Source organism: Streptantibioticus silvisoli (genome assembly GCF_027947535.2).
GTDB classification, from domain to species: Bacteria; Actinomycetota; Actinomycetes; order Streptomycetales; family Streptomycetaceae; genus Streptantibioticus_C; species Streptantibioticus_C silvisoli.
Window position 1 is genome coordinate 1 of the sequence record NZ_JAAGKO020000058.1, and the last position, 23715, is coordinate 23715.

The window sequence follows — 23715 nt, forward strand, 5'->3', positions numbered from 1 at the left end:
TCATGGCGATGGGGAAACGCCCGGTTACATTCCGAACCCGGAAGCTAAGCCTTTCAGCGCCGATGGTACTGCAGGGGGGACCCTGTGGGAGAGTAGGACGCCGCCGAACATTTTTTGGGCCGTTGGCTCCAGCAGATTTGATCTGTTGGAGCCAACGGTCATTTTTGCGTTGACGATAAGATGGCCGAATGCGGTACGACTTGGTCATCTTCGACAACGACGGCGTGCTCGTGGACAGCGAGCCGATCTCGAACCGGATTCTCGCCGGCTACCTCACCGAACTCGGGCACCCGACGACGTACGAGGAATCCATCCGCGACTACATGGGCGCCGCCATGCACCGCGTCCACGACCTCGTACGCGAGCGGTGGGGCAAGGAACTGCCCGACGGGTTCGACGACGTCTTCCACGCCAGGGTCTTCGCCGCGTTCGAGGCGCGGTTGCGGCCGGTGGACGGTGTGGCGCAGGTGCTGGAGAAGCTGCGGGCGGACGCGGTGCCGTACTGCGTGGCGTCGTCGGGGTCGCACGAGCGGATCAGGACGGCCCTGCGCACCACGCGGCTGGCGCGGTGGATCGATCCGGCGCACGTCTTCAGCGCCGACGACGTGGGCCGGGGCAAGCCGGCGCCCGACCTGTTCCTGCACGCGGCCCGCACGATGGGGGTGCCGGCCGGCCGGTGCGCGGTGGTCGAGGACAGTCCGCTCGGCGTCGAGGCGGCGGTGGCGGCCGGGATGGACGTGTACGGGTTCGCCGCGATGACGCCGCGCGAGAAGCTGGGCGGGGCCACCGCGTTGTTCACCGACCCTGCCGAACTCCTCGACCTGCTGGGCTGATCGGCCTACGCTCCCCCGCATGAGCGGCGTTGACGTACGGCTGCGGCGCGGGCGGGGCTCGCTGGCGGTGGGGTTCTTCGTGCAGGGCGCGGTCTTCGCGTTGCTGGTGACCAGGATTCCGGGGTTGCAGGAGCGGTACGCGATCTCCGACGCGTGGCTGCCGGTGTTCCTGGCGGCGGTGCCGGTGCTGGCGGGCGTGGGGAGCGTGACGACGGAGCACGTCGTGCGCCGGGTGCGGCCGACGGTGGTGCTGCGCTGCGTGCAGCCGGTGGTGTGCCTGGCGCTGCTGGCGGCCGGTTCCGGCACGGCGGTGTGGCAGCTGGCCGCGGCGCTGGGGGTGTTCGGGCTGACGGTGGGCGCGTTGGACGCGTCGATGAACATGCTGGGGGTGAGCCTTCAGCGCACGTACGGGCGCAGCATCATGCTGGGGTTCCACGCGGCGTACAGCCTGGGCGGGATCGCGGGGGCGTCGCTGGCGTGGGTGGGGGCGCACTGGCGGCTGCCGTTGCCGGAGCTGTACGGGCCGGTGGTGGTCGTGCTGATCCCGCTGGCGGTCGTGGCCGGCCGGTGGTTCGTGGACGCGGCGCCCGGCGCGGTGCCGCAGGGGGCCGGGGAGCCGGCGGGCGGTGCGGGGCGCGGGTTCCGGCTGCTGGTGCCGTTGTGCGTGGTGATGGCGTGCGCGTACATCGGGGACTCGACGGTGTCCAACTGGAGTGCGAAGTATCTGCAGGACGTGCTGCACAGCTCGGATCAGCTGTCGACGGTGCCGTACAACGTGTACATGGTCACGACGCTGCTGGGGCGTGCGGTGGGGGACGCGGGGGTGCGGCGGTTCGGGGCGGTGGCGGTGATCCGGGTGGGGGCGGTGCTGGCGGCGCTGGGGTTCGCGGTGGTGGCCGGCGCGCCGGACGCGGGGGTGGGGATGCTGGGGTTCACGGTGCTGGGGTTCGGGCTGTGCGTGATCGTGCCGCAGACGTTCGCTGCGGCCGGCCGGCTGTTCCCCGGCGCGTCGGACGCGGCGATCGCCCGGCTGAACGTCTTCAACTACGTGGGGTTCCTGGTGGGATCGCCGCTGGTGGGGGCGCTGGGCGACGCATGGAGCTACCGCGGCGCGATGCTGGTGCCGATGGTGCTGGTCGCGGTGACGCTGGTGTACGCCGGGTCCTTCCGCGGCAAAACGGACGGGTACGGTGTCGGGCATGAGCGGCCGCGGACAGTTGATGTGGGATGAGGCGGTGACGGGCTACGACTTCGGGCCCGGGCATCCGATGGACCCGGTGCGCCTGGCGCTGACGATGGCGCTGGTGAGGTCGTTCGGCCTGGACCGGGCGCCGGGGCTGTCGGTGGTGGCGGCGCCGGCCGCCGGGGAGTCCACGCTGCGGCTGGTGCACCGGCCGGACTACGTGGACGTGGTGCGGCGGGTGTCGGCCGATCCGCTGAGCGCCGACGGCTCCTACGGGCTCGGCACCGAGGACGATCCGGCGTTCGCCGGGATGCACGAGGTCTCGGCGCTGATCGCCGGGCAGTCGGTGGGGGCCGCCGAGGCGGTGTGGCAGGGCGTGGCCGACCACGCGGTGAACTTCGCCGGCGGCCTGCACCACGCGATGCCGGGTTCGGCGTCCGGGTTCTGCGTCTACAACGACCCGGCGCTGGCGATCGCGCGGCTGCTGGAGCTGGGCGCGGAGCGGGTGGTGTACGTGGATGTGGACGTGCATCACGGCGACGGGGTGCAGACGGCGTTCTGGGACGACCCGCGGGTGCTGACGATCTCGCTGCACGAGCATCCGCGCACGCTGTTCCCGCAGACCGGCTGGCCGGCCGAGTGCGGTGGCGACGGCGCGCAGGGCACGGCGGTCAACATCGCGGTGCCGGCCGGGACCGGGGACGCCGGGTGGCTGCGGGCGTTCCACGCGGTGGTGCCGGAGCTGGTGGCGGCGTTCCGGCCGCAGGTGCTGGTCAGCCAGCACGGCGCCGACTCGCACCTGGCCGACCCGCTGGCCCACCTGGCGGTGACGGTGGACGCGCAGCGGGCGGTGGCCGAGGCGTGCCACGAGCTCGCGCACGCGTACGCCGGCGGCCGGTGGGTGGCGCTGGGCGGCGGCGGGTACGCGGTGGTCGACGTGGTGCCGCGGACCTGGACGCACCTGGTGGCGCTGGTCGCGGGCGCGCCGGTGCCGCCGGAGGCGGAGACGCCGGCCGAGTGGCGTGCGGAGGTGTCGCGGCGCACCGGGGAGCGCGCGCCGGAGCGCATGACGGACGGGACCACGCCGAGCTGGCGGCCGTTCGACGACGGGTACGACCCGGCGGACCGGCTGGACCAGGCGGTGCTCGCCACCCGCAAGGCGGTCTTCCCGTCGCACGGGCTGCTGCCGTAGCCGGGCCCGCGGGTCGCCTGCGGAGTCCGGCCGGCGCCGGTGGCGGGACCGGTCGGACGAACGCGGGGCATATCAGCACGGGGTCGTATCAACGACTGCCACCTGACGGTTCGTTAGTGGGTACGGTTTGTCGCTGGTGTGGGCGGACTTCGCGAAGACCAGGACATTTCGTGGCCGACCTGGGTCATCATCCGTACATGGTGAGTGTCGGTGCGCTGCGTGCCCATCTGCTGGCGGCGCGGCTGGCTGGGCCGGTGGGAACGCCGCGGGAGGAGAGTCTGCGCAGCTACCGGCTGTTCGCGGAGGGGGATCAGCGGTTCCTGATCGGGCTCGACCCGAAGGGCAGCTGGACGCCGGGCGAGTTGCTGGGGCTGATGGCGGACCGCTGCGGGGTGTCGCCGGACCCGGGGTACCGGTCGGGGCCGGACGAGATCGATCCGGATCTGACGCTGGCCGGGCTGGACGCGTTCGCGGACCGGATCGCCACCGCCGCGCGCGACCGGGCGCCGGTGCTGCTGGGGACCGGGCATCCGGAGCGGCTCCTGGGGTTCTACGCCGTTTTGGCCGGGGCGCTGTCGGCGGCGGGCTGTCGGGTTCTCACCCCCGCGTATGGTCGATCTATCGACATCTCGACCCGGTTCGGACTACGCACCCACCTGCTGGACTACGTGCACGGCGTCGCCGTACTGCGGCCCCAGGGAGCCGAAGCGGGCGGCGGCGAGGCCGGTGTGCACAGCCATTCCCCGCTGCCGGTGCGGATGGCGCTGGCGGCGGCCGCGGCCGGTGGCGGTCCGCTGCCGGGGCTGGTGGTGGGCGACCACGGCTGGGTCTGCGGCGCAGGTCAGCTCGGGTACGAGGCGATCGGCCTGGGGGACGTCAACGACCCGGCGCCGTTCGTCGGGGAGGCCGAGGGACGGGTGGCGGTCACGGTGCCCGTCGATGACGCGGCGCGGTCCGACTACTACGGTCCGTTGACCCGTTACGTCCTCGACCGGGCCCACCTGTCGCGGTGAGCGGCGCCGTGGTGCGGTCCGGTCGCCGGTGGGGGCTCCTCTTCCCCACTCGCCTCATCCGCACCTAACCTGGACGTAGCGCGTGGCCGCTGGAGCGCCGCCGGAGGGGAAGCCGGTGGCCGCCACGGGCGGAAGGATCAGGGTGTTGTCATGTCAACAGACGAGAACGCGCTCGGCCAGATCCAGTTCCTGACCGTCGCCGAGGTGGCGACGGTGATGAGAGTGTCCAAGATGACCGTGTACCGCCTGGTGCACAGTGGTCATCTGCCGGCGATCCGGGTGGGACGGTCCTTCCGGGTTCCTCAGCAGGCGGTCCAGGACTACCTGCGGGATTCCTATGTCAGCATGGGCGAATCGGCCTGACCTGCCGGTTCGGTCCACAGGCCGCAACGGTCGGCCTCGTCGGGTACCGCTGCCGCACCCCGGATTACGCCTGCCGGGAGCGGACGGGTAGTCTTGCCCGACGTAGGTCGTGTGGGCTCGGACGCCCCGCACCGAGTGATCCCAATCGTGAGCGAGGGTAGTCGTGGGCTCTGTCATCAAGAAGCGCCGCAAGCGCATGGCCAAGAAGAAGCACCGCAAGCTCCTCAAGCGCACGCGCGTGCAGCGTCGTAACAAGAAGTAGGCGAGTTCGTTCGCTTCGCTGCCCCCGGGCTCCGCGGTACGTCGCGGTCCGGGGGCAGTGGCATGTCCGGACCCGCCGTTTGCCGCGCTGCGCTGGCGCGGTGCCGGACCGCCGAACCGATACGGTGGCCGCAAAGCCGTCGCGAGGGAAGGCCTCGAACGTGGGCAACGTCGTGCTCGTCACGGGAGTGGCCAGGCCGCTCGCCGGCCGGTTCGTCCGGAGGCTGTTGCGGGACCCGGGCGTCGACCGGGTCATCGGGGTCGACGCGGTACCGCCTCAACAGGCCCTGGACGACGCGGAGTTCGTGCGCGCCGACATCCGGCACCCGGTGATCGCCAAGGTGCTGGCCCAGCACCACGTCGACACCGTGGTCCACATGGACGTCAACCCCACGCCGCCCGGCCGCACGCGGGGTGGACGCTCGGCGGTCAAGGAGACCAACGTCATCGGCACCATGCAGCTGCTGGGCGCCTGCCAGAAGGCGCCCTCGGTGCGGCGGCTGGTGGTGAAGTCCACGACCAACGTCTACGGTTCGGCGCCGCGCGACCCGGCCGTGCTGCGGGAGAACTCCCAGCCGAAGTCGCTGCCGGGCGGCGGCTTCGCCAAGGACGCCGCCGAGGTCGAGGGATACGTGCGCGGGTTCGCCCGGCGCCGCCCGGACGTCGCGGTGGCGGTGCTGCGGTTCGCCAACATCCTCGGCCCCAACGTCGAGTCGCCGCTGTCGGCGTACTTCGACATGCCGGTGCTGCCCACCGTCCTCGGCTACGACCCGCGGTTGCAGTTCGTGCACGAGGACGACGTGGTCGAGGTGCTGCGGATCGCCGCGCGCGAGCCGGCCCGCGGCACGCTGAACGCCGGGACGTTCAACGTGGCCGGCGACGGCGTGCTGCTGCTGTCCCAGGCGGCCCGGCGGCTGGGCCGGCCGATGATCCCGGTCCTGCTGCCCACCGTGACCTGGATGGGGTCGGCGCTGCGCCGGGTGGGCCTGTCGGACTTCTCGCCGGAGCAGATCCGGCTGCTGACGCACGGCAGGGTGGTGGACACCGGGCAGATGCGCGAGACACTGGGATTCAGCCCGTCGTACACGACCGCCGAGACCTTCCAGGCGTTCGCCGCCGGGCGGGGCCCCGGTGTGCTGGCGCCGGAGCGGCTGTCCCGGGCGGTCGACCGGGTCGCGGCGGCGCTGCCGGTGCCGAAGGACGCGTGACGCCGTGCCCCCGGGGCCGTCACAACCCGCAACCAGTTCCACGGGAAGGAACCGCACCATGGCGGACGCCAAGGTCATCCCGCTGCGCAAGCCGTCCGCCGCCGGGGCATCCGGCGGCGAGGGCTCCGGTGAACCCGGCGGCCCGGCCGACCGCGGCGCGCTCGCCGCGGTCCGCGCCGCCGGCCTGCCCGGCGGCCACCCCGGCGCCCCCGGTCCGGCAGGCGCCGCCCAGGACACCGCGGACGGCCCGCCGGACGCCGAGGGCGACAGCGTCGGCGCCGACCGGCCCGGCCCCGACCTCGGCGAGGACGGCGTCGACGCCGGCAGCGACACCGACGGAGACCACGACGGCGACGGCGGGGACCCGGCGCACCCGGGCGGTGCCGGGCGGAGCGCGGCGCGGGCCGGTGGCTGGGAGCGGCGGGTGGCCGGCGGGCTGGCCTTCCTGCGGCGGCGGCTCACCGGCGAGTACGAGGTCGACGACTTCGGCTACGACGAGGACCTCACCGAGCACCTGCTGATGTCGCTGGTGCGGCCGCTGTACGACAAGTACTTCCGGGTCGAGGTCAAGGGCATCGAGAACATCCCGTCCGACGGCGGCGCGCTGGTGGTCGTCAACCACTCGGGCACCCTGCCGCTGGACGCGCTGATGACCCAGGTGGCGATCCACGACCACCACCCGGCCGGCCGGCACCTGCGGCTGCTCGCCGCCGACCTGGTGTTCATGCTCCCGGTGATCAACGAGCTGGCCCGCAAGGCCGGCCACACCCTGGCCTGCTCCGAGGACGCCCAGCTGCTGCTGGAGCGCGGCGAGATCGTCGGGGTGATGCCGGAGGGCTTCAAGGGGCTCGGCAAGCCGTTCTCCGACCGGTACAAGCTCCAGCGGTTCGGCCGCGGCGGCTTCGTGGCGACCGCGCTGCGCACCGGGGCGCCGATCGTGCCGTGCTCGATCGTCGGTGCCGAGGAGATCTACCCGATGGTCGGCAACGCGAAGACGGTGGCCCGGCTGCTGGGCTTCCCGTACTTCCCGGTGACCCCGACGTTCCCGTGGCTGGGGCCGCTGGGCATGGTGCCGCTGCCCACCAAGTGGACCATCCAGTTCGGCGAGCCCATCCCCACCGACGGCTACCCGCCGGAGGCGGCGGACGACCCGATGCTGGTGTTCAACCTGACCGACCAGGTGCGCGAGACGATCCAGCACACGCTCTACAAACTGCTGGTCCAGCGCCGTTCGGTCTTCTTCTGACCCCCGCGTCCGCCGCGCGACGCCGTCGGCGCCCGGCCCCCGCGCGGGGACCGGGCGCCGACGGGTGCGGGCGGGCGGCTACTTGGTGTCGTCGCCGCTGAGCCCCAGCCCCGGCAGCAGACCGGGCAGCAACGGGGGCAGGGTGACCCCGGACTGGCCCTTGCCGTCGCCCGCGGTGCCGCCGGTGCCCGGCGTACCGCTCTGCTCCGCGCCGGCCGACGGGGTGCCGCCGACCGGTTGCGGGTCCAGCAGACCCGAGCCGCCGATCAGGCCCTGCCCGGAGCTGGTGGGCGCCGAAGGACCCGAACTGTGCGACGCTGTCGGCCCGTTGGACTCGGGGGCCGCCGTGCCGGACGGGGACTGCGACCCGTGCGTCGCGTCGGCGCCCGGCAGACCGGACGGCGACCCGGTGCGGCCGTGCTGCGCGGGGGGGACCGGCAGTACGCCCTTCAGCGGAGCGACGTCACGCTCTATGGCGTCGAAGACCGAGCTGACCTGGTTGCCCACCCCGCGCAGCTGGTGCGGCAGCTGGGCGCGCAACTGCGCCCATTGCAGCCGCTGTTGCTGCGAGAACGAGTTGAGCGCCTCGATCGGGGCGAGCGAACCGTCCTGCCGGTAGACCGCGCTGAGCAGCTGATGGCCCTCGGCCACCTCGTTGTGCATGCCGAGCAGCGCGCCGCGCACCTCGTCGAGCGAGTCGGCGTCCAGCGGGCCGGACCTGCGGCGGTCCATCAGCCGGCGTGCCTCCTGCATGCGGATCGTCGCCATGTCCAGCAGCAGCTTGCCGCGGTCGGCGTTGTCCCCGGCCATGCCCAGCCGCACGTCCTCCATCCCGCGCTTCAGCCCGTACAGCGTGTCGCCGGGCAGCGCGTTGGTGCTGGCCGCCGCGACACCGCTGAACGCCCCGGCCGCCACGCCGACCGTCAGGCCGCCCGCCGCGAGCCGCCGCGACCAGCCGCCGCGGGGGCGCAGCCGCCGCAGGCCGCCGCCCACCCGGTGCGTCCCGGCGGCCGACCGCTGCTCCGGAACCCGGGTCGCCGGTTCCATCGTGCCGTCGGCCAGCGCGGCTTCCATCGCCGCGATCAACCGTGCCCGGTGGACCGTCCTCACCTCGGGGTCCAGGACGGGCTTCGGCAGCCCGCCGAGCGTGTCCGCCAGCGCCAGCAGCCGCCCCTGGCCGGGGTCGGCGTGCCGGTCCGCGGGTTCCTCGACCTGCTCCAGCGCGCCCTCCGGCCGGGCGTCCGCCGACCGCGTGCCCGCTGATTCCAGGGCCTGGGCGAAGGCGTTCGCCCGCCGGTGCGCCGTTGCGTGTCCGATCACGGGCGGCACCTCCTCTCGTCATCACCATCGACTCCCCCGGGTTTCCGAAGGGTTGCGCAGTGCGGGCCACGCCACTCGATCGGGTGGTTGCCGAGCGAGCGGAGCGGCCGCCTGCGACCAAACGTGCGACCGTGGGGGGTCCGCACCCCATGCAACGAGCGGTGCGGCGCCCGGGTTACGCGACCGGGAGGAGGTGACCGGACGGCCCGGTGCGACGGGGTGCGGTGCGGGTGGGACGACGGGCCGGCGCGGGGGCCGCGACAGCCGTCAGCGGGCGTCTTCCGGCAGCAGCCGCGCGAGGGTGCGCACCGCGCGGTACTGGAGCGTTTTGATCGCGCCCTCGTTCTTGCTCATGATCCGCGCGGTCTCGGCGACCGACAGCCCCTGGAGGAACCGCAGCCGCACGCACTCCTGCTGCTGCGGGTTGAGCCGGCCGACGGCGTGGAGCAGCGCGTCGTTGGACAGCTGTTCCAGGACCGAGTCCTCCGGGCTGCGCGCCACCTCGTTGGCGTCGAGCATCTCGCCGGTGGTGACCTCCAGCCGGAAGCGGCTGGACTTGAAGTGGTCGGCCACCAGGTTGCGGGCGATGGTCACCAGCCAGGCGCCGAAGTCGCGCCCCTGATAGGTGAACGTGCCGATCCGGCGCAGCGCCCGCAGGAAGGTCTCGCTGGTGAGGTCCTCCGCGGTCGCCTTGCTGCTCACCCGGTAGTAGATGTACCGGTACACGGTGTCCGCGTAGTGGTCGTAGAGCCTGCCGAAGGCGTCGGCCTCACCGGCCTGGGCGCGTTCGACCAGCTCCATCATCCGCAGGCTGTCCTGGTCGGAGGGGGAGCGGCGGGCGGCCGGGCCGGCGGACCGGGCGGCCGGCGGGGCCGGCGGTGGCGCCTGCGCCGCGGCCGGTGGACCGGTGCCGCCACCGGTGCGCGGGGCGGGCGCGGACGCCGCCGCCGGGGTGGCGGCGGTGCCGCCGGCCGGTCCGGGGGCGCCGGCGCGCCGCGAGAGGCGGATCGGTCTGCCGGCCGCGGGGTTGACCGCGCCGGAGGCGAGCGGGGTGCCGCCGGCCTGCGGGGAGCGGGCGGATGCGGATGCCGCGTACGCGGGGACGGCGTACACGGGGAGGGCCAGGCGCAGGCAGCGAGCGGCATGCTCGCGCAGCGTCGTGAGGCCTGAGGCGTCAACCCCGACGAGTGGGTACACGGGACTCCCAGAGGCAGGACTTCCATCACGAGCAGTACGGGACCGTTCACCCGTCGTAGCGACGTGTGGGTACCGGTGTGCGTCTGAGGAGAATAACGCTTCGTACAGACGGTGTTACACCGAGTTGCCGAATTCGTCGTTTGCGCCCACTCCGTACCGGAATGGTGACCGTTCAAGTTCGCTTTCGGCGGCGCAAGTTGACCACTTGGCAGCACTCGGCGACCGCCCGCGGGGCGTGTTGTGGCGTTCCGGGGTCAACGCGACTGCCGTGCGCCCGACCGGGGTAGAAAGTCCGGATCGCCCCTTCGCGGGGGCCGGGAACGACGGCGCCCGGTGCCGAAGGCGATCGGCACCGGGCGTGCGGTGAGGGGCTCAGGGGGACGGCGCGGGCGGCGCCGTCGGGCGGAACGGTTCAGCGGCGGCGGCGCTGGAGAGCGACCGCGGCCACCGCGCCGCCGGCCACCGCGCCGACGCCGGCCGCGGCGGGCAGGCCGATGCGGGCCGCCTTCCGGCCGGTGCGGTAGTCCCGCAGCCGCCAGTCGTGCTCGCGGGCGTGCTTGCGCAGCGCGGTGTCGGGGTTGATGGCGTAGGGGTGGCCGACCAGCGACAGCATGGGGATGTCGTTGGCCGAGTCGCTGTAGGCGGCGCACCGGGACAGGTCCAGGCCGCGGGCGGTGGCGAGCGCCTTGACGGCCTCCGCCTTGGCCGGGCCGTGCAGCGGTTCGCCGACCAGGCGGCCGGTGTAGACGCCGTCGACCGACTCGGCGACCGTGCCCAGCGCGCCGGTCAGGCCGAGGCGGCGGGCGATGATGCTGGCGGTCTCCACCGGTGCCGCGGTCACCAGCCACACCGGCTGGCCGGCGTCGAGGTGGGCCTGGGCGAGCGCCCGGGTGCCGGGCCAGATCTTGCCCGCCATGTACTCGTCGTAGATCTCCTCGCCGATGGACATCAGTTCCTCGACGCGGTGGCCCTTGACGATCGACAGCGCGCTGTCGCGGGCCTCCTGCATGTGGGCCGGGTCCTCCGAGCCCGCCAGCCGGAACCAGGCCTGCTGCCAGGCGAACCGCACCAGGTCGCGCTTGTGGAAGAACTTCCGCTTGTACAGGCCGCGGCCGAAGTGGAATATCGCGGCGCCCTGCATGACGGTGTTGTCAAGGTCGAAGAAGGCGGCGGCGCGCGGGTCGCCGGCCACCGGGAACTGCGGTTCGCGCCGGGGCGGCGCGGCGGATCGGTGCGGCGTGGCCAGTGCCGCCTCGGCGGAGGCGGCTCCGGCCAGGACGCTGCGTGGAGTTGAGGGGCGATGACGCGTGGGGAGCCATCCCCACCGGAGGGTCGTCCCGAAGGGCCCGCTACCGGAGAGGTGGCCGCGCGACGGATGGGCCATACGCCGAGCATAGCCACTCGGCCTGACAGTCCCTCCGCTGTCCGGGGGCCGCGCCGTGAAGACGTGGCGTCCGGGAGGTGTCCGGCGGGCGCCGCGCCCGGGCCTGCGGCCGGCCCGCCGACGCCGTCCGGGGGCGGTCCGGCGGCCGGGGCACAATGGCCCGATGAGCCCCCTGCTGCGCCGGGCGACCAGGCCCGATCCCGCGTCCCGCACGATCACGCTGATCACCCGACCCGGCTGCCACCTGTGCGACGCGGCCCGCGCGACGGTGGAGAAGGTCGCCGCCGAGGTCGGCTGCGCGGTCGAGGAGCGGGACATCACCACCGACCAGGAGTTGTACGACCGTTACTGGGAGCAGATCCCCGTCGTACTGATCGACGGCGCCCAGCACGACTTCTGGCAGGTGAAGGAGGAACGGCTCCGCAAGGCACTCGGCGCCTGACCCGGGCCGGGGGCGGCTTGCGCCGGGCCCGGACGGCCGCCCGGTGCGGGAGCGGTGACGGACTTCGGCGCCGGGCCTGTGGGGTACGCCGGGCCGACCTGCGGAGGGCTTCGGCGTGGGAGCAGTCGCGGGCTTCGGTGTGGGACCGGTGAGGTGCGCCGGGTCGGACCGGTGACGGGCTTCGGTGTGGGACCGGTGAGGTGCGCCGGGTCGGACCGGTGACGGACTTCGGCGTTGGGCCGGGGCAGGCCCCGGCGTCCGAACCGTAGGCCGCGTCGGCGCCCCTGACCTGCGGCCCGCCTCCGCGGAGCGCCGGCGGACGCCGGCGTCGGAGCCAGGAGGCCCGCGGCCGGCGACCTGCGACGGTCGCGGCGCCCGATCCATGAGGTACCCGGGGCCCGACCTGCGACGGACCCCGGTGCAGGCCCCGCGACGGGCCCGCGCTCCGACCCGTGAGCCACCCGGCGCCACCGCCGCGACGGCTCCCGCCCCGACCTGCGGCGCACCCCCTCCGTCGCGGCAGCGGATTTCTTCGGGGCTCGGGAGTTCGATTACCATCGAGTGGTTTTGTTCGGTCCGGGGGGATACGTAGGGAAGGTGGCCACGTGCTCTCCGCGGAGGCGTCCCGGCCGGGTGCCGGGTTCGCCGTGGTCGACGTCGAGACCACGGGGTCGAGTTCGCGGCGGCACCGTGTCGTGGAGCTGGCCGTCGTCCTGCTGGACGGCGAGCACCGGGTGGAGGGCGAGTTCGCCACCCTGGTCGACCCCGAGGGCCCGGTCGGGCCGACCCACATCCACGGCATAGCACCGGAGGACCTGCGGCGCGCGGGGGAGCCGGCGCCGCGTTTCGGCCAGATCGCCGGGCGGTTGCTGACGTTGCTGCGCGGCCGGGTGCTGGTGGGCCACAACGTGGGGTGCGACCACGCCTTCCTCGCCGCGGAGTACGGCCGGCTCGGCGTGCGGCTCCCCGTGCTGCCGCAGCTGTGCACGATGCGCCTGGCGGAACGTTTCCTCGGTCCGTTGGATGGGCTGTCGCTGCGGGCCTGCGCCGCCGCGGCCGGGGTGCCGCGCTGGGTGGAGCACACCGCGCTGGGCGACGCGCGGGCGGCCGGCGCCCTGTTCACGCGCTGTGTCCGGACCGCCGGCGCGGACCTGGTGGCCCCGGCCGGGGTGAGCGCGCGGGCCGCCGCGCTGGAGTGGCCCGGGCTGCCGCGCACCGGCTGTGACGGGGCCTGGAAGATCAACGAAGTGCGCCGGTCAATGGTTTCCGGGCATGGCCGGGGAGGCGCGTGATGCCGGTCACTTCGCACCGACAAATCGGACACCATCTTTGTGCACACGTTCACAAAGACATAGCCTGGCCGCTACAGGGCCACACCAGTGACGGTGTCCGCCCGCAGCCCAGCTCTACCCGCAGGAGCATCGTGGCAACTGGCCGAACGCACCGACCGGCGACCCGGAGCCGAGGGATTCCCGAGGCCACCGTCGCCAGGCTCCCGCTGTACCTGCGGGCGCTGACCGCCCTGTCCGAGCGGTCCGTCCCCACCGTCTCGTCGGAGGAACTGGCCGCCGCGGCCGGCGTGAACTCCGCGAAGCTGCGCAAGGACTTCAGCTACCTGGGCTCGTACGGCACCCGCGGGGTCGGGTACGACGTCGAGTACCTCGTCTACCAGATCTCCCGCGAACTGGGCCTGACCCAGGACTGGCCGGTCGTCATCGTCGGCATCGGCAACCTGGGCGCGGCGCTCGCCAACTACGGCGGGTTCGCCTCCCGCGGCTTCCGGATCGCGGCGCTGATAGACGCCGACCCGGCCCAGACCGGCAAGCAGGTCGCCGGGCTGCCGCTGCGGCACAGCGACGAGCTGGAGGCCATCGTGGCCGCCAACCAGGTCTCGATCGGCGTGATCGCCACCCCGGCCGGCGCCGCCCAGGAGGTCTGCGACCGGCTGGTGGCCGCCGGGGTCACCTCCATCCTGAACTTCGCGCCGACCGTGCTGTCGGTGCCGGACGGCGTCGACGTGCGCAAGGTGGACCTCTCCATCGAGCTGCAGATCCTCGCCTTCCACGAGCAGCGCAAGGCCGGTGAGGAGCAGCCCGCGTCGGCCGCCCGGCCGGCCCGCGGCCAGCGTCCGGGGACCGACGGGGACGTACCCGCCGTGATGCCCGCATGAGTCTGCTCGTCGTAGGGCTCAGCCACCGCAGCGCACCGGTCAGCGTGCTGGAACGGGCCGCGCTCACCGAGGACGCCAAGGCCAAGCTGCTCCAGGACACCCTGGCCGCCGAACCGGCCGCCGAGGCCGTCGTGCTGGGCACCTGCAACCGCATCGAGCTGTACGCGGACGTCGACAAGTTCCACGCCGGCGTCGCCGAGCTGTCCACCCTGCTGTCGGTGCACAGCGGTGTCGGCCTGGACGAGCTGACCCCGTACCTCTACGTCCACTACGAGGACCGCGCGGTACACCACCTGTTCTCGGCGGCCTGCGGGCTGGACTCCATGGTGGTGGGCGAGGGACAGATCCTCGGCCAGATCAAGGACGCCCTCGGCTTCGCCCAGGAACTGCACACCACCGGCCGTTCGCTGAACGACCTGTTCCAGCAGACGCTGCGGGTCGGCAAGCGCGCGCACAGCGAGACCGGCATCGACAAGGCAGGCCAGTCGCTGGTCACCTTCGGGCTGGACCGGCTCACCGGCGGCGCCGGGGAACTGGCCGGCAAGCGGGCCCTGGTGGTCGGCGCCGGTTCGATGTCCTCGCTGGCCGCCGCCACCCTGGTACGCGCCGGGGTCGCCGAACTCGTCGTCGCCAACCGCACGCTGGAACGCGCCGCGCACCTCGCCGCCTCGCTGGGCGGCCGGGCGGTGCCGTTCGCCGAGGTGACCGCCGAACTGCCCGCCGCCGACGTGGTGGTGTCGTGTACCGGGGCGACCGGCCTGGTCCTGGACCGGGACGCGGTCGCCGCAGCCCTGCGGGACCGGCCGGCCGGCGCGCCGGTGCTGGGCATGCTGGACCTGGCGATGCCCCGCGACATCGACGGCGCGGTGCACGACCTGGCCGGCGTACGGCTGGTCGACATCGAGGACCTGGCCGCCGCCGCGGCCGACGCGCCGATGGCCGCCGACGTGGACGCGGTGCGGCGCATCGTGGCCGACGAGGTCGCCGCCTTCGGCGCCGCCCAGCGGGCCCAGCGGATCACGCCGACCGTGGTGGCGTTGCGCACCATGGCCGCCGACGTGGTCTCCTCCGAACTCGCCCGGCTCGACGGGCGCCTTCCCGGCTTGGACGGCAAGCAGCGCGCGGAGATCTCGCAGACCGTGCGCCGGGTCGTCGACAAACTCCTGCACGCACCCACCGTGCGGGTCAAACAACTGGCGGGTGAGCCCGGCGGCGCCGGGTACGCCGACGCGCTGCGCGAGCTGTTCGACCTCGACCCGCAAGCGGTCGCCGCCGTCAGCCACGTCGGCCGGCCGGACGCCGGGGTCGGACACGACCTGGGCATGAACGACGCGAATCGAGGCCGGGGATGACAGGCCCCACGAACCCCACGCCCGAGCGGGACCGCCCGCTGCGGCTCGGCACCCGGCGCAGCAAGCTGGCCATGGCCCAGTCCGGCCTGGTGGCCGACGCGGTCCGCCGGCTGACCGGGCGCCCGGTGGAACTGGTGGAGATCACCACGTACGGCGACACCTCCCGGGAGGCGCTCGCGCAGATCGGCGGCACCGGAGTCTTCGTCTCGGCACTGCGCGAGGCGCTGCTGGCCGGCCGGATCGACTTCGCGGTGCACTCGCTGAAGGACCTGCCCACCGCGGACCCCGAGGGGCTGACGCTGGCGGCGGTACCGGTGCGCGAGGACGCCCGGGACGTGCTGGTGGCCCGCGACGGGCTCACCTTCGAACGGCTGCCGTCCGGCGCCCGGGTCGGCACCGGCTCACCGCGCCGCGCGGCCCAGCTCAACGCCTGGGCCCGCGGCCTGGGCCGGCGGGTCGAGCTGGTGCCCATCCGCGGCAACATCGACACCCGCATGGGATACGTCACCTCCGGTGAGCTGGACGCCGTGGTGCTGGCCGCCGCCGGGCTCAACCGGCTGGGCCGCTCCGACGCGGTCACCGAGCTGATCGACACCGACGCGGTACTTCCCGCCCCCGGCCAGGGGGCGTTGGCCATCGAGTGCGCGGCGTCCGACACCGCGCTGGCCGCCCGGCTCGCCGGACTCGACGACCCGGTCACCCGGGCCGCCGTGACCGCCGAGCGTGCCCTGCTCGCCGCCCTGGAGGCCGGCTGCTCCGCCCCGGTGGGGGCGCTGGCCGAGCCGATCGCGGCACCGCGGGGCGAGCGACTGACCGAACTGCGGCTGCGCGGGGTCGTCGGCACGACCGACGGCGTCACGCTGATGCAGTTGTCCGCCACCGGCACGCTGCCGGCGTCCCACGACGAAGCGGCCGCCCTCGGCCGCGAACTCGCCGAGGAGATGCTGGTCAAGGGCGCGGCCGGTCTGATGGGGGAGCGTGTGCGGTGAGCCCCACCACCTACAGGCCCGTACACGGGCACGTCACCTTCCTGGGCGCCGGACCGGGTGACCCCGGGCTGCTGACCTTGCGCGCCGTCGCGGCGCTCGCCGAGGCCGATGTCCTCGTCGCCGACCCGACGGTGCTCGACGTCGTCCGCGGGCATGCCCGCAGCGCCGTTGAGACGCCCGAACTTGTCTCGTTGGACGGGGCGTTGGGCGGCACCACCGGGTATGCGTCCAAGCTTGTCATGGCGTCCGCCGGCACCGGCAAGCGGGTGGTGCGTGCGGTGACCGGCGACCCCGGTCTGGACGGCGACACCGCCGAGGAGATGCTCGCCTGCGCGCAGGCCGGCATCCCCTTCGAGGTGGTCCCGGGCGTGGCGAGCGCGGTGGGCGTGCCGGCGTACGCCGGTGTGCCGATCGGCCGCCACGTGCGGTTCGTCGACGCGCCGACCGCCTCCGCCCGCTGCTGGGCCGAGGCCGGCACGAGCGACGCCATGCTGGTGGTCAGCACCACGCTGGAGGCGGTGGCCGCCGCCGCCGCCGAGCTGGTCGCGGCCGGCCGCAAGCCGGACACCCCGCTGACCGTCACGGTGGCCGGCACCACGACCCGGCAGCGCAGCTGGACGGCCACGCTGGCCGGTATCGCCGCCGAGCTGAAGGCGACCAAGGCGCTGCCGTCGGCCGAGCCGGGCCAGGCGGCGATAGCCGTTGTCGGTGAGCCGGTGACCGGTGCGCCCGGTCAGCTGTCGTGGTTCGAGACGAAGCCGCTGTTCGGCTGGCGGGTCCTGGTGCCGCGCACCAAGGAGCAGGCCGAGTCGCTGTCGGAGCAGCTGCGGTCCTACGGCGCGGTGCCGCACGAGGTGCCCACCATCGCCGTGGAGCCGCCGCGCACCCCGCAGCAGATGGAACGCGCGGTCAAGGGCCTGGTCACCGGCCGGTACGAGTGGATCGCCTTCACCTCGGTGAACGCGGTCCGCGCGGTGCGCGAGAAGTTCGAGGAGTACGGCCTGGACGCCCGGGCCTTCGCCGGGATCAAGGTGGCCGCGGTCGGCGAGCAGACGGCGAAGTCGCTGGTGGAGTTCGGCGTCAAGCCCGACCTGGTGCCGTCCGGCGAGCAGTCGGCCGCCGGGCTGCTGGAGGACTGGCCGCCCTACGACCCGGTCTTCGACCCGATCGACCGGGTCTTCCTGCCGCGCGCCGACATCGCCACCGAGACCCTGGTGGCCGGGCTGATCGAGCTGGGCTGGGAGGTCGACGACGTCACCGCGTACCGCACGGTGCGCGCCTCGCCGCCGCCGGCCGACACCCGCGAGGCGATCAAGGGCGGCGGGTTCGACGCCGTGCTGTTCACCTCGTCCAGTACGGTACGCAACCTGGTCGGCATCGCCGGCAAGCCGCACAACGTCACCGTCATCGCGTGCATCGGCCCCGCCACGGCGAAGACCGCCGAGGAGCACGGTCTGCGTGTCGACGTGATGGCGCCGGAGCCGTCGGTGCACGCGCTGGCCGAGGCGCTGGCCGACTTCGGCCGGGCGCGGCGGGCGGCGGCGCTGGAGGCGGGTGACCCGGTCACCCGGCCCAGCGAGCGGCGGCCGGGCTCGCGGCGCAGAGCGCGCGGCTGACCGTGTCGTAGACGCGCGGCCGGGCGTTCCCGGCGGCGCGGGGCGTTTCCCACAGCGACGAGGCAACGAGTGGCACGGCAGGAGTGGCGGACGGCATGACCAACGGTGTGAACAGCAGCGGAAACGGTTCGGTGGAGGTGCCCCGGGTGCGGCCGCGCCGGCTGCGCACGACGCCGGCGATGCGGCGGCTGGTGGCCGAGACCCGGCTGCACCCCGCGGAGCTGATCCTGCCCGCGTTCGTGCGCGAGGGCATCGCCGAACCGGTGCCGGTCACCTCGATGCCGGGCGTCGTGCAGCACACCCGCGACACCCTGCGGAAGGCGGCGGCCGAGGCGGTCGCGGCCGGGGTCGGCGGCATCATGCTGTACGGCGTGCCGCTGGTCAAGGACGCCGTCGGCTCGGCCGGCACCGACCCGGACGGCATCCTCCAGGTCGCCATCCGCGACGTGAAGTCCGAGGTGGGCGACGAGCTGGTCGTCATGTCGGACCTGTGCCTTGACGAGTCCACCGACCACGGCCACTGCGGGGTGCTCGACACCCGCGGCCGGGTCGACAACGACGCCACGCTGGAGCGGTACGCCGAGATGGCCCGCGTCCAGGCGGACGCCGGCGTCGACATGGTGGGCCCCAGCGGCATGATGGACGGCCAGGTCGCCGTGGTGCGCGACGCGCTCGACGCGGCCGGCCACCAGGACGTCGCGGTGCTGGCGTACACCGCCAAGTACGCCTCGGCGTTCTTCGGGCCGTTCCGCGAGGCGGTGGCCTCCTCGCTGCGCGGCGACCGCAAGACCTACCAGCAGGACCCGGCCAACGCCCGCGAGTCGATGCGGGAGCTGGCGCTCGACCTGGCCGAGGGCGCCGACGTGGTGATGGTCAAGCCCGCCATGCCCTACCTCGACATCCTGCGCCAGGTCGCCGACGCGGTCGACGTGCCGGTGGCCGCCTACCAGGTCTCCGGCGAGTACGCGATGATCGAGGCCGCCGCGGCCAACGGCTGGATCGACCGGGACCGCACCATCATGGAGACGCTGCTCGGCATCCGCCGGGCCGGCGCCGGCCAGGTGCTCACCTACTGGGCGACCGAGGTGGCCGGCCGTCTCCGCGAGGAGTTCTGACCCTGGCACCCCCGCATACCGCGCACCTGACGCGCCGTCAACGTGCCGTGCCCCGCATGGGGGTCGGCGGTGGGCGGCGCGTTCGTGCGTGCCGGTGGAACCCGCAGAGCTGACGCTCCGTCAACTCGCCGTGTGCGCGACGGGGTCGGCGGCGTGCGCTGCGGCCGTACCCGCCGACGGAAAGCCTGACGCTCCGTCAACTCCGCGTGCGCGCGCAGGATTCGGCGGTGGGCGCTGTGTTCGTCACCGTCAGCAGGCCGGTGCGGCGGTGGAAGGCGCGCGACGTGCCCACCGCCTGAAGGGCGTTGGCGGCCACCAGTGCCGCCCACAGCCACGGCAGCCCGCCGGCCCGTGCCACCGGCACCGCCGCCAGCCCCAGGGGACCGAACCACACGCACGTCGACACCAGGGACGGCACGGTGCGCTTCAGGCCCACCAGCCCGAAGCCGGCGACCGCCTGTGCCGCGTCGGTCACCCGGGCGGCGCCCGGGGCGTTCCGCAGTCGTGCTCCGCCGCGTCGCCGCCCACCGACCCATCCCGCGCCCGCGCCTTCCGTACCGCTGGGGCAAGTGCCGTCGGACGACGAACCTGACCCCGCGCGTCCGGCGCCGGCGGGCGGTCGCCCGGGATGGCGTGAACCGGTGGTCGACGGCGACGCTGCGTACCGGTCCCCGGGCACCGCGTGTCCGGCCGCCGGCCGGGTGGCGCGGTCCGGTGCGGCGAGCCCGGCCGACGACGCGCGGCCCGGTCCCGGGGTGGGGCGGAGCCACCCGATGCGCCTGGTGATCGGTGGTTTTCGGTCAGTGATCACGAAGCCCTTCCCGCCCGTTGTCGGGTGCGGTATGGGATACGGGCCTTGATCATGTGTCGCGCGTAGATCCGCTCCCGGGAAAGGTGGTGCCCGGCGCGCGCCGCGACGGGGCGGGCGCGCGGCGTCGCCGCGGGGCGCCCGGCGTGCGCCGGGCGGCGCTCAGGACCGGCCATATTCAGTCACCACGTTTACGCGAAACGTCAACTCACCCTTAAGGTACGGAAGTTGTAAGGACGTTCGACGCTTAAGCGCGTAACGCGCACAAGGAGCGCACTCCGATGACGACGACGGCTAAATCGCCCACGGGGACGAGCCTGAGCGCCGGTCGCCGGTGTGATCGGTGCGGCTGCGTGCTGAGTTCGTACAACACCGACGCGCTGTGCGGCGCCTGCACCCGAGCCGGACTTCCCCCCGCCGACGACACCCCCCGGGTCCCGGTGCGGGTGTGGGCCGACCCCGAGGTCCGCGAGGCGCTCGCCGCCTGGAACTTCGGACAGGTCAGCCGGCTGGTGCGGCAGCGCGGCTCCATCCGCCAGGAGGACGTCGCCCAGCTGACCGGCCTCAGCCAGGGGTTCTTGTCCATGCTGGAGTCCGGCGCCCGCCGCCTGACCAGCATCGACCGCATCGTCGACTTCCTCGACGGCCTGTCCGTCCCCGCCGACCTGGTCCGCGTCCCGCGCCGCCGCCCGGTGCCGCGCACCGCGCCCGCCCCGCGCGCCGCCGGACCGGTCACCGCGGTCTCCCCGGCCGCCTCCACCCCGGCCGGCCCCACCGGCGTCCCGTCGGTCTCCCCGATCGGCCTGGCCGCCGGACCCGTCACCTTCGGCACCGGCACCGGCAGCGTGCGCCGCCCGGACCTGGCCGAACTGCCCTGGACCGCCGAGGCCGCCGTTGTCGCGCTGGCCGACGCCACCGCCGGCCTGACCGCGCCGCTGCCCGGCTCCGCCGCCCGGCTGCCCGACCTCACCGGCTACGTCCGCCGCTGGGCCGCCGCCGAGGACTGCGCCCCGGCCCGCCCGCAGCGCCCCGGCGCCGAGATCCCCGGCGACCTGCTCCGCCAGCTCCAGGCCACCACCGACCTGCTGCGCCGGATGGACTCCGAGCACGGCGGCGGCTCCCTCGCCCAGGCCGGCAGCGCCCATCTCGCCGTCGCCGTCGGCCTGTTGCGCGGCGGCCGCTACGACGAGCCGACCGGCCGCAGCCTCGCCGCCATCGCCGCCGACGCCGCCGGCCAGGCCGCCTGGTACCAGATAGAGGCCGGCCGCCCGGCCGGCGCGCCGCACCGGCTGCTGTTCGCCGCGCTGCGCGCCGCCCACGCCTCCGGCGACCCGCGGGCCGGTGCCGGCATCCTGCTGCACCTGGCCGTCGCCGCGTTCCGGGCCGGCCGCCCGTCCGCCACCGTCGACGTGGTGCGCGCCGCCCTCGACCGCACCCGCACCTTCGACGCGCCCGCCCTCCAGGCCATGCTGCTGGCCTGGGAGGCCCGCGGCCACGCCAAGATGGGCCGCCGCCACGAGTCCCTGCGCGCCCTGGGTGCCGCCGCCGAGCTGTGCGGCCGTGCCCCCGGCGCCGGGGAACCCGCCTGGCTCCCGCCGCTCGGCGAGGGTGACGTGCACGCCCAGGCCGGCGGCTGCCACCTCGACCTCGGCGACCACCGCCAGGCCGTCCAGCTGCTGGACCGCGCCACCGAGACACTGCGCTCCGAACAGGTGCGCACCCGCGGCGAGGTGCTGGCCCGGGCCGCCGCCGCCCGGCTGCGGCTCGGCGACGTGGCCGGCGCCACGCGGTCGGCCGAGCAGGCGGTCGAGATCGCCTCCCACGTGCGGTCGGCCTGCCTGGACGAGACGATCCGCCCGCTGCTGGAGTCGTTGCCGGCCCTGACCCGCTCCCGGGCCTGACCCCCTCCCGGGGCTGAGGACCGCCGCCGTTCCACCGGCCGCGTCCGGCACCGGCCCCCGCCGCCGGCGTCCTTGGCTTGTCGGCTCCGGCCTCACCCAGTGGCGCCCTCACCCGCCGGCGCCGGCCTCACCCGCCGGCGCCGTAGCTGAGGTCGGCGCACGGGTCCTCGTCGGCGGTACGGGCGTTGGCGGCGTCCGTCGACGGCAGCGCGGTGGCCGTCGGCACCGGCGAGGTGAAGTCGGTGCCGAGCACCAGGTCGACGCCGGCCACCGCGGGCGTCGGCACCAGGCGGGCGCCGGGGAAGAGCCGGACGACGTTCTCGGCGGTCGAACGGTGGGCCCTGCCGTACTCCACGAGCGTGGTGGTGTGCGCCTGCGACAGGGCGGTCCCGGTGCCGGTCACCGTGAAGGCGTCCGACTGGAGCAGCGCCGCGGCGCGGGCGGCCAGGCCCGGCACGGTCGTTCCGTTGTAGACCGCCACCGGCATCCCGCCGCCGTCGACCGGCGTTGCCGAGGACGGCACGGGCGAGGCCGCGGACGACGGGGAGGCCCCGCGGCCGGAGGCGTTCTCGCCCGACAGCGTGCGGTCCGCCTTCAGCGCCGCCCACAGCGCGTCGACGTCCGGGTGGACCAGGTCGATCTTCTCACCGGCGTACCGCCAGGGCGCGGTGACGAACTGGATGTCGCTCAGGCTGATGCCCTTGAGCGACTGCGCGAACGACAACAGCTTGCCCGCCGAGTCGAGACCCGGGTCCACGGTCAGCGACTTCGCGGCGGCGTCGGCCAGCGGCAGCAGCGTGGAGACGTCGAACCCGTCGCCGCGCACCTTCTTGATCATCCCGCCGATGAACGCCTGCTGCCGCTGCGTGCGCCCGATGTCGGAGCCGTCGCCGATGCCGTGCCGCAGCCGCACGTAGTCCAGCGCCTTGGCGCCGGAGACCGTCTGGAGGCCCTTGGGGAAGACCAGCGGGCCGGGGAAGCCGAGGTTGGGGTCGATGTCGCCCTGGTGGATCGCGCTCGGCACGCAGACCTGCACGCCGTGCACCGCGTCGGTCATCGCGGCGAACCCGGCGAAGTCCACCACGATGGTGTGGTCCACCCGCAGGCCGGTCAGCTGCTCGACGGTGTTCTGCGTGCAGGCCGGGTTGCCCTTGACGGTGTCGCCCATCGAGAACGCCGCGTTGAACGGCGTGTCGTACTGCGTCGGCGACCAACTGCCGTTCGGCAGCAGGCAGGGCGGGATGGTGACCAGCGAGTCACGCGGTACGGAGACGCCCAGCGCGTGCCGGTGGTCGGCGAAGACGTGCAGCAGGATCGCGGTGTCGGAACGCCCGATGTCGCCGGTGCCGCCGGCGAAGTCCCGGTTGCTGCCGGCCCGCGAGTCCGACCCCAGTAACAGCACGTTCTCGCCCGCCTGGTTGGCCGGCGGCCGGTTCTTGCTCTCGCCGCCGGCGCTGAACGCGGTGATGTCGCCGTCGAGCCGGAACCAGACCGCGCCGACCGCCGCGACCAGCAGGACGGCCAGCGAGGCCGCGAGCGCCAGCACGAACCCGCGCCGCCGGGCGCCTTCCCGGGGGCGCCGGCGGGACCCGGCCCGCCCCCGGGCCGGATCGCCGGCGGTGCGGTCGCCGGTGTCCGCGGTGGTCAGCTCGGCGACCACCCGGCGCACCGCCTGGCGGCCGACGAGCCGTGCGGCGGACCGCTGTCGCGTCCCGGCGTCCCGCACCGGGGGACGGCGGCCCCCGGAGTTCCCTGCTGTCATCTGCGACCCGTCCTGTGAGCGGCTACCAGAGGTCAGACGAACGAGCCGCTGGTTTGGTTGCCCGAATAACACGAAGTGCGGTAATTCGAATCTGTTTGCCCATGATGTTCGACGGGTCGGCGCGGGCTCCGCGGGCGGGGGACGTCGGCTCCGCGGGCGGGGGACGCGGGGTCGGCGGGCGGAGGGATGCGGGCTCCGCGGGCGTGGCCCGTAAGGCGGTTGACCGTGACGTCGTACGGGACGTTGCCCGTGACGTCGGCCGTGACGTCGGCTGTGACGTCGACCTCGCGGCGGCGCCGGGCCCGCGCCCCGGTCCGACCAACGCGCGTAATGGCATGCGGCCGGCGGGGGCTCGGGGCT

General features: G+C 74.2%; 21 protein-coding genes and 1 rRNA gene. 17 read left to right on the plus strand and 5 right to left on the minus strand.

Going from position 1 to position 23715, the window contains the following annotated elements:
• The 9 genes from rrf to POF43_RS28700 all read left to right on the plus strand — a co-directional run.
• Positions 1-109 (plus strand): 5S ribosomal RNA (gene rrf / locus POF43_RS28660); the annotation flags it as partial.
• 79 nt (positions 110-188) lie between these two features.
• Positions 189-833 carry an HAD family hydrolase gene (locus POF43_RS28665; RefSeq protein WP_271324051.1) on the plus strand — a complete coding sequence of 215 codons (645 nt, stop codon included), beginning with the start codon at positions 189-191 and terminating at the stop codon, positions 831-833.
• Positions 834-852: 19 nt separating this feature from the next.
• Positions 853-2064 (plus strand): MFS transporter, encoded by a 1212-nt coding sequence (locus POF43_RS28670; RefSeq protein ID WP_282698944.1) that lies wholly within the window; start codon positions 853-855, stop codon positions 2062-2064.
• Positions 2033-3208 (plus strand): acetoin utilization protein AcuC, encoded by a 1176-nt coding sequence (locus POF43_RS28675; protein WP_271324049.1) that lies wholly within the window; start codon positions 2033-2035, stop codon positions 3206-3208. Before POF43_RS28670 ends, POF43_RS28675 begins: the two co-directional genes overlap by 32 nt.
• Positions 3209-3405: 197 nt before the next feature.
• A complete protein-coding gene (locus tag POF43_RS28680; RefSeq protein WP_271313293.1) occupies positions 3406-4221 on the plus strand; it encodes a phosphatase in 816 nt (271 codons plus the stop codon).
• Between the two features lie 150 nt (positions 4222-4371).
• Positions 4372-4584 (plus strand): helix-turn-helix domain-containing protein, encoded by a 213-nt coding sequence (locus tag POF43_RS28685; protein WP_271313292.1) that lies wholly within the window; start codon positions 4372-4374, stop codon positions 4582-4584.
• 163 nt (positions 4585-4747) lie between these two features.
• Entirely contained in the window at positions 4748-4846 is a 99-nt protein-coding gene (locus POF43_RS28690; protein WP_003948845.1) for a 30S ribosomal protein bS22, read from the plus strand.
• Positions 4847-5006: 160 nt separating this feature from the next.
• Positions 5007-6053 (plus strand): NAD-dependent epimerase/dehydratase family protein, encoded by a 1047-nt coding sequence (locus POF43_RS28695; RefSeq protein WP_271313291.1) that lies wholly within the window; start codon positions 5007-5009, stop codon positions 6051-6053.
• Between the two features lie 58 nt (positions 6054-6111).
• Complete coding sequence (locus POF43_RS28700) at positions 6112-7299, plus strand: lysophospholipid acyltransferase family protein (RefSeq protein ID WP_271324048.1); 1188 nt, start codon at positions 6112-6114, stop codon at positions 7297-7299.
• 78 nt (positions 7300-7377) lie between these two features.
• Here POF43_RS28700 and POF43_RS28705 read toward each other — a convergent pair whose 3' ends face one another.
• From POF43_RS28705 to POF43_RS28715, 3 genes are all read right to left on the minus strand, one after another.
• Positions 7378-8619 carry a DUF5667 domain-containing protein gene (locus POF43_RS28705; RefSeq protein ID WP_271324047.1) on the minus strand — a complete coding sequence of 414 codons (1242 nt, stop codon included), beginning with the start codon at positions 8617-8619 and terminating at the stop codon, positions 7378-7380.
• 267 nt (positions 8620-8886) lie between these two features.
• Positions 8887-9816 carry an ECF subfamily RNA polymerase sigma factor, BldN family gene (locus tag POF43_RS28710; protein WP_282704834.1) on the minus strand — a complete coding sequence of 310 codons (930 nt, stop codon included), beginning with the start codon at positions 9814-9816 and terminating at the stop codon, positions 8887-8889.
• Between the two features lie 412 nt (positions 9817-10228).
• Positions 10229-11200 carry an HAD family hydrolase gene (locus tag POF43_RS28715; protein ID WP_271313287.1) on the minus strand — a complete coding sequence of 324 codons (972 nt, stop codon included), beginning with the start codon at positions 11198-11200 and terminating at the stop codon, positions 10229-10231.
• Positions 11201-11363: 163 nt separating this feature from the next.
• Here POF43_RS28715 and POF43_RS28720 point away from each other — a divergent pair, with 163 nt between their 5' ends.
• The 7 genes from POF43_RS28720 (at position 11364) to hemB (ending at position 18884) form a co-directional block, all read left to right on the plus strand.
• Positions 11364-11642, plus strand: coding sequence for a glutaredoxin family protein (locus POF43_RS28720; RefSeq protein WP_271313286.1), 279 nt, complete (start codon positions 11364-11366; stop codon positions 11640-11642).
• A gap of 605 nt (positions 11643-12247) precedes the next feature.
• On the plus strand, positions 12248-12934 hold the full coding sequence (locus tag POF43_RS28725) for a 3'-5' exonuclease (protein ID WP_271323768.1): 687 nt from the start codon (positions 12248-12250) through the stop codon (positions 12932-12934).
• A 131-nt stretch (positions 12935-13065) separates the two neighbouring features.
• Positions 13066-13812 (plus strand): redox-sensing transcriptional repressor Rex, encoded by a 747-nt coding sequence (locus tag POF43_RS28730; protein WP_271313284.1) that lies wholly within the window; start codon positions 13066-13068, stop codon positions 13810-13812.
• Positions 13809-15164 carry a glutamyl-tRNA reductase gene (locus POF43_RS28735; protein WP_271323767.1) on the plus strand — a complete coding sequence of 452 codons (1356 nt, stop codon included), beginning with the start codon at positions 13809-13811 and terminating at the stop codon, positions 15162-15164. Before POF43_RS28730 ends, POF43_RS28735 begins: the two co-directional genes overlap by 4 nt.
• Positions 15161-16153 (plus strand): hydroxymethylbilane synthase, encoded by a 993-nt coding sequence (gene hemC / locus POF43_RS28740; protein WP_271313282.1) that lies wholly within the window; start codon positions 15161-15163, stop codon positions 16151-16153. Before POF43_RS28735 ends, hemC begins: the two co-directional genes overlap by 4 nt.
• A complete protein-coding gene (locus POF43_RS28745; RefSeq protein ID WP_271313281.1) occupies positions 16150-17769 on the plus strand; it encodes a bifunctional uroporphyrinogen-III C-methyltransferase/uroporphyrinogen-III synthase in 1620 nt (539 codons plus the stop codon). Before hemC ends, POF43_RS28745 begins: the two co-directional genes overlap by 4 nt.
• A 95-nt stretch (positions 17770-17864) precedes the next feature.
• Positions 17865-18884 carry a porphobilinogen synthase gene (gene hemB, locus POF43_RS28750; protein WP_271313280.1) on the plus strand — a complete coding sequence of 340 codons (1020 nt, stop codon included), beginning with the start codon at positions 17865-17867 and terminating at the stop codon, positions 18882-18884.
• Positions 18885-19080: 196 nt separating this feature from the next.
• Here hemB and POF43_RS28755 read toward each other — a convergent pair whose 3' ends face one another.
• A complete protein-coding gene (locus tag POF43_RS28755) occupies positions 19081-19359 on the minus strand; it encodes a hypothetical protein (RefSeq protein WP_271323766.1) in 279 nt (92 codons plus the stop codon).
• 686 nt (positions 19360-20045) lie between these two features.
• Between POF43_RS28755 and POF43_RS28760 the strand changes: the two genes are divergently transcribed.
• On the plus strand, positions 20046-21593 hold the full coding sequence (locus POF43_RS28760; RefSeq protein WP_282704835.1) for an NsdA family TPR-like regulatory protein: 1548 nt from the start codon (positions 20046-20048) through the stop codon (positions 21591-21593).
• Between the two features lie 127 nt (positions 21594-21720).
• Here the strand turns inward: POF43_RS28760 and POF43_RS28765 are convergent, their stop codons facing one another.
• A complete protein-coding gene (locus POF43_RS28765; protein WP_271325580.1) occupies positions 21721-23355 on the minus strand; it encodes an LCP family protein in 1635 nt (544 codons plus the stop codon).
• Positions 23356-23715 lie beyond the last annotated feature (360 nt).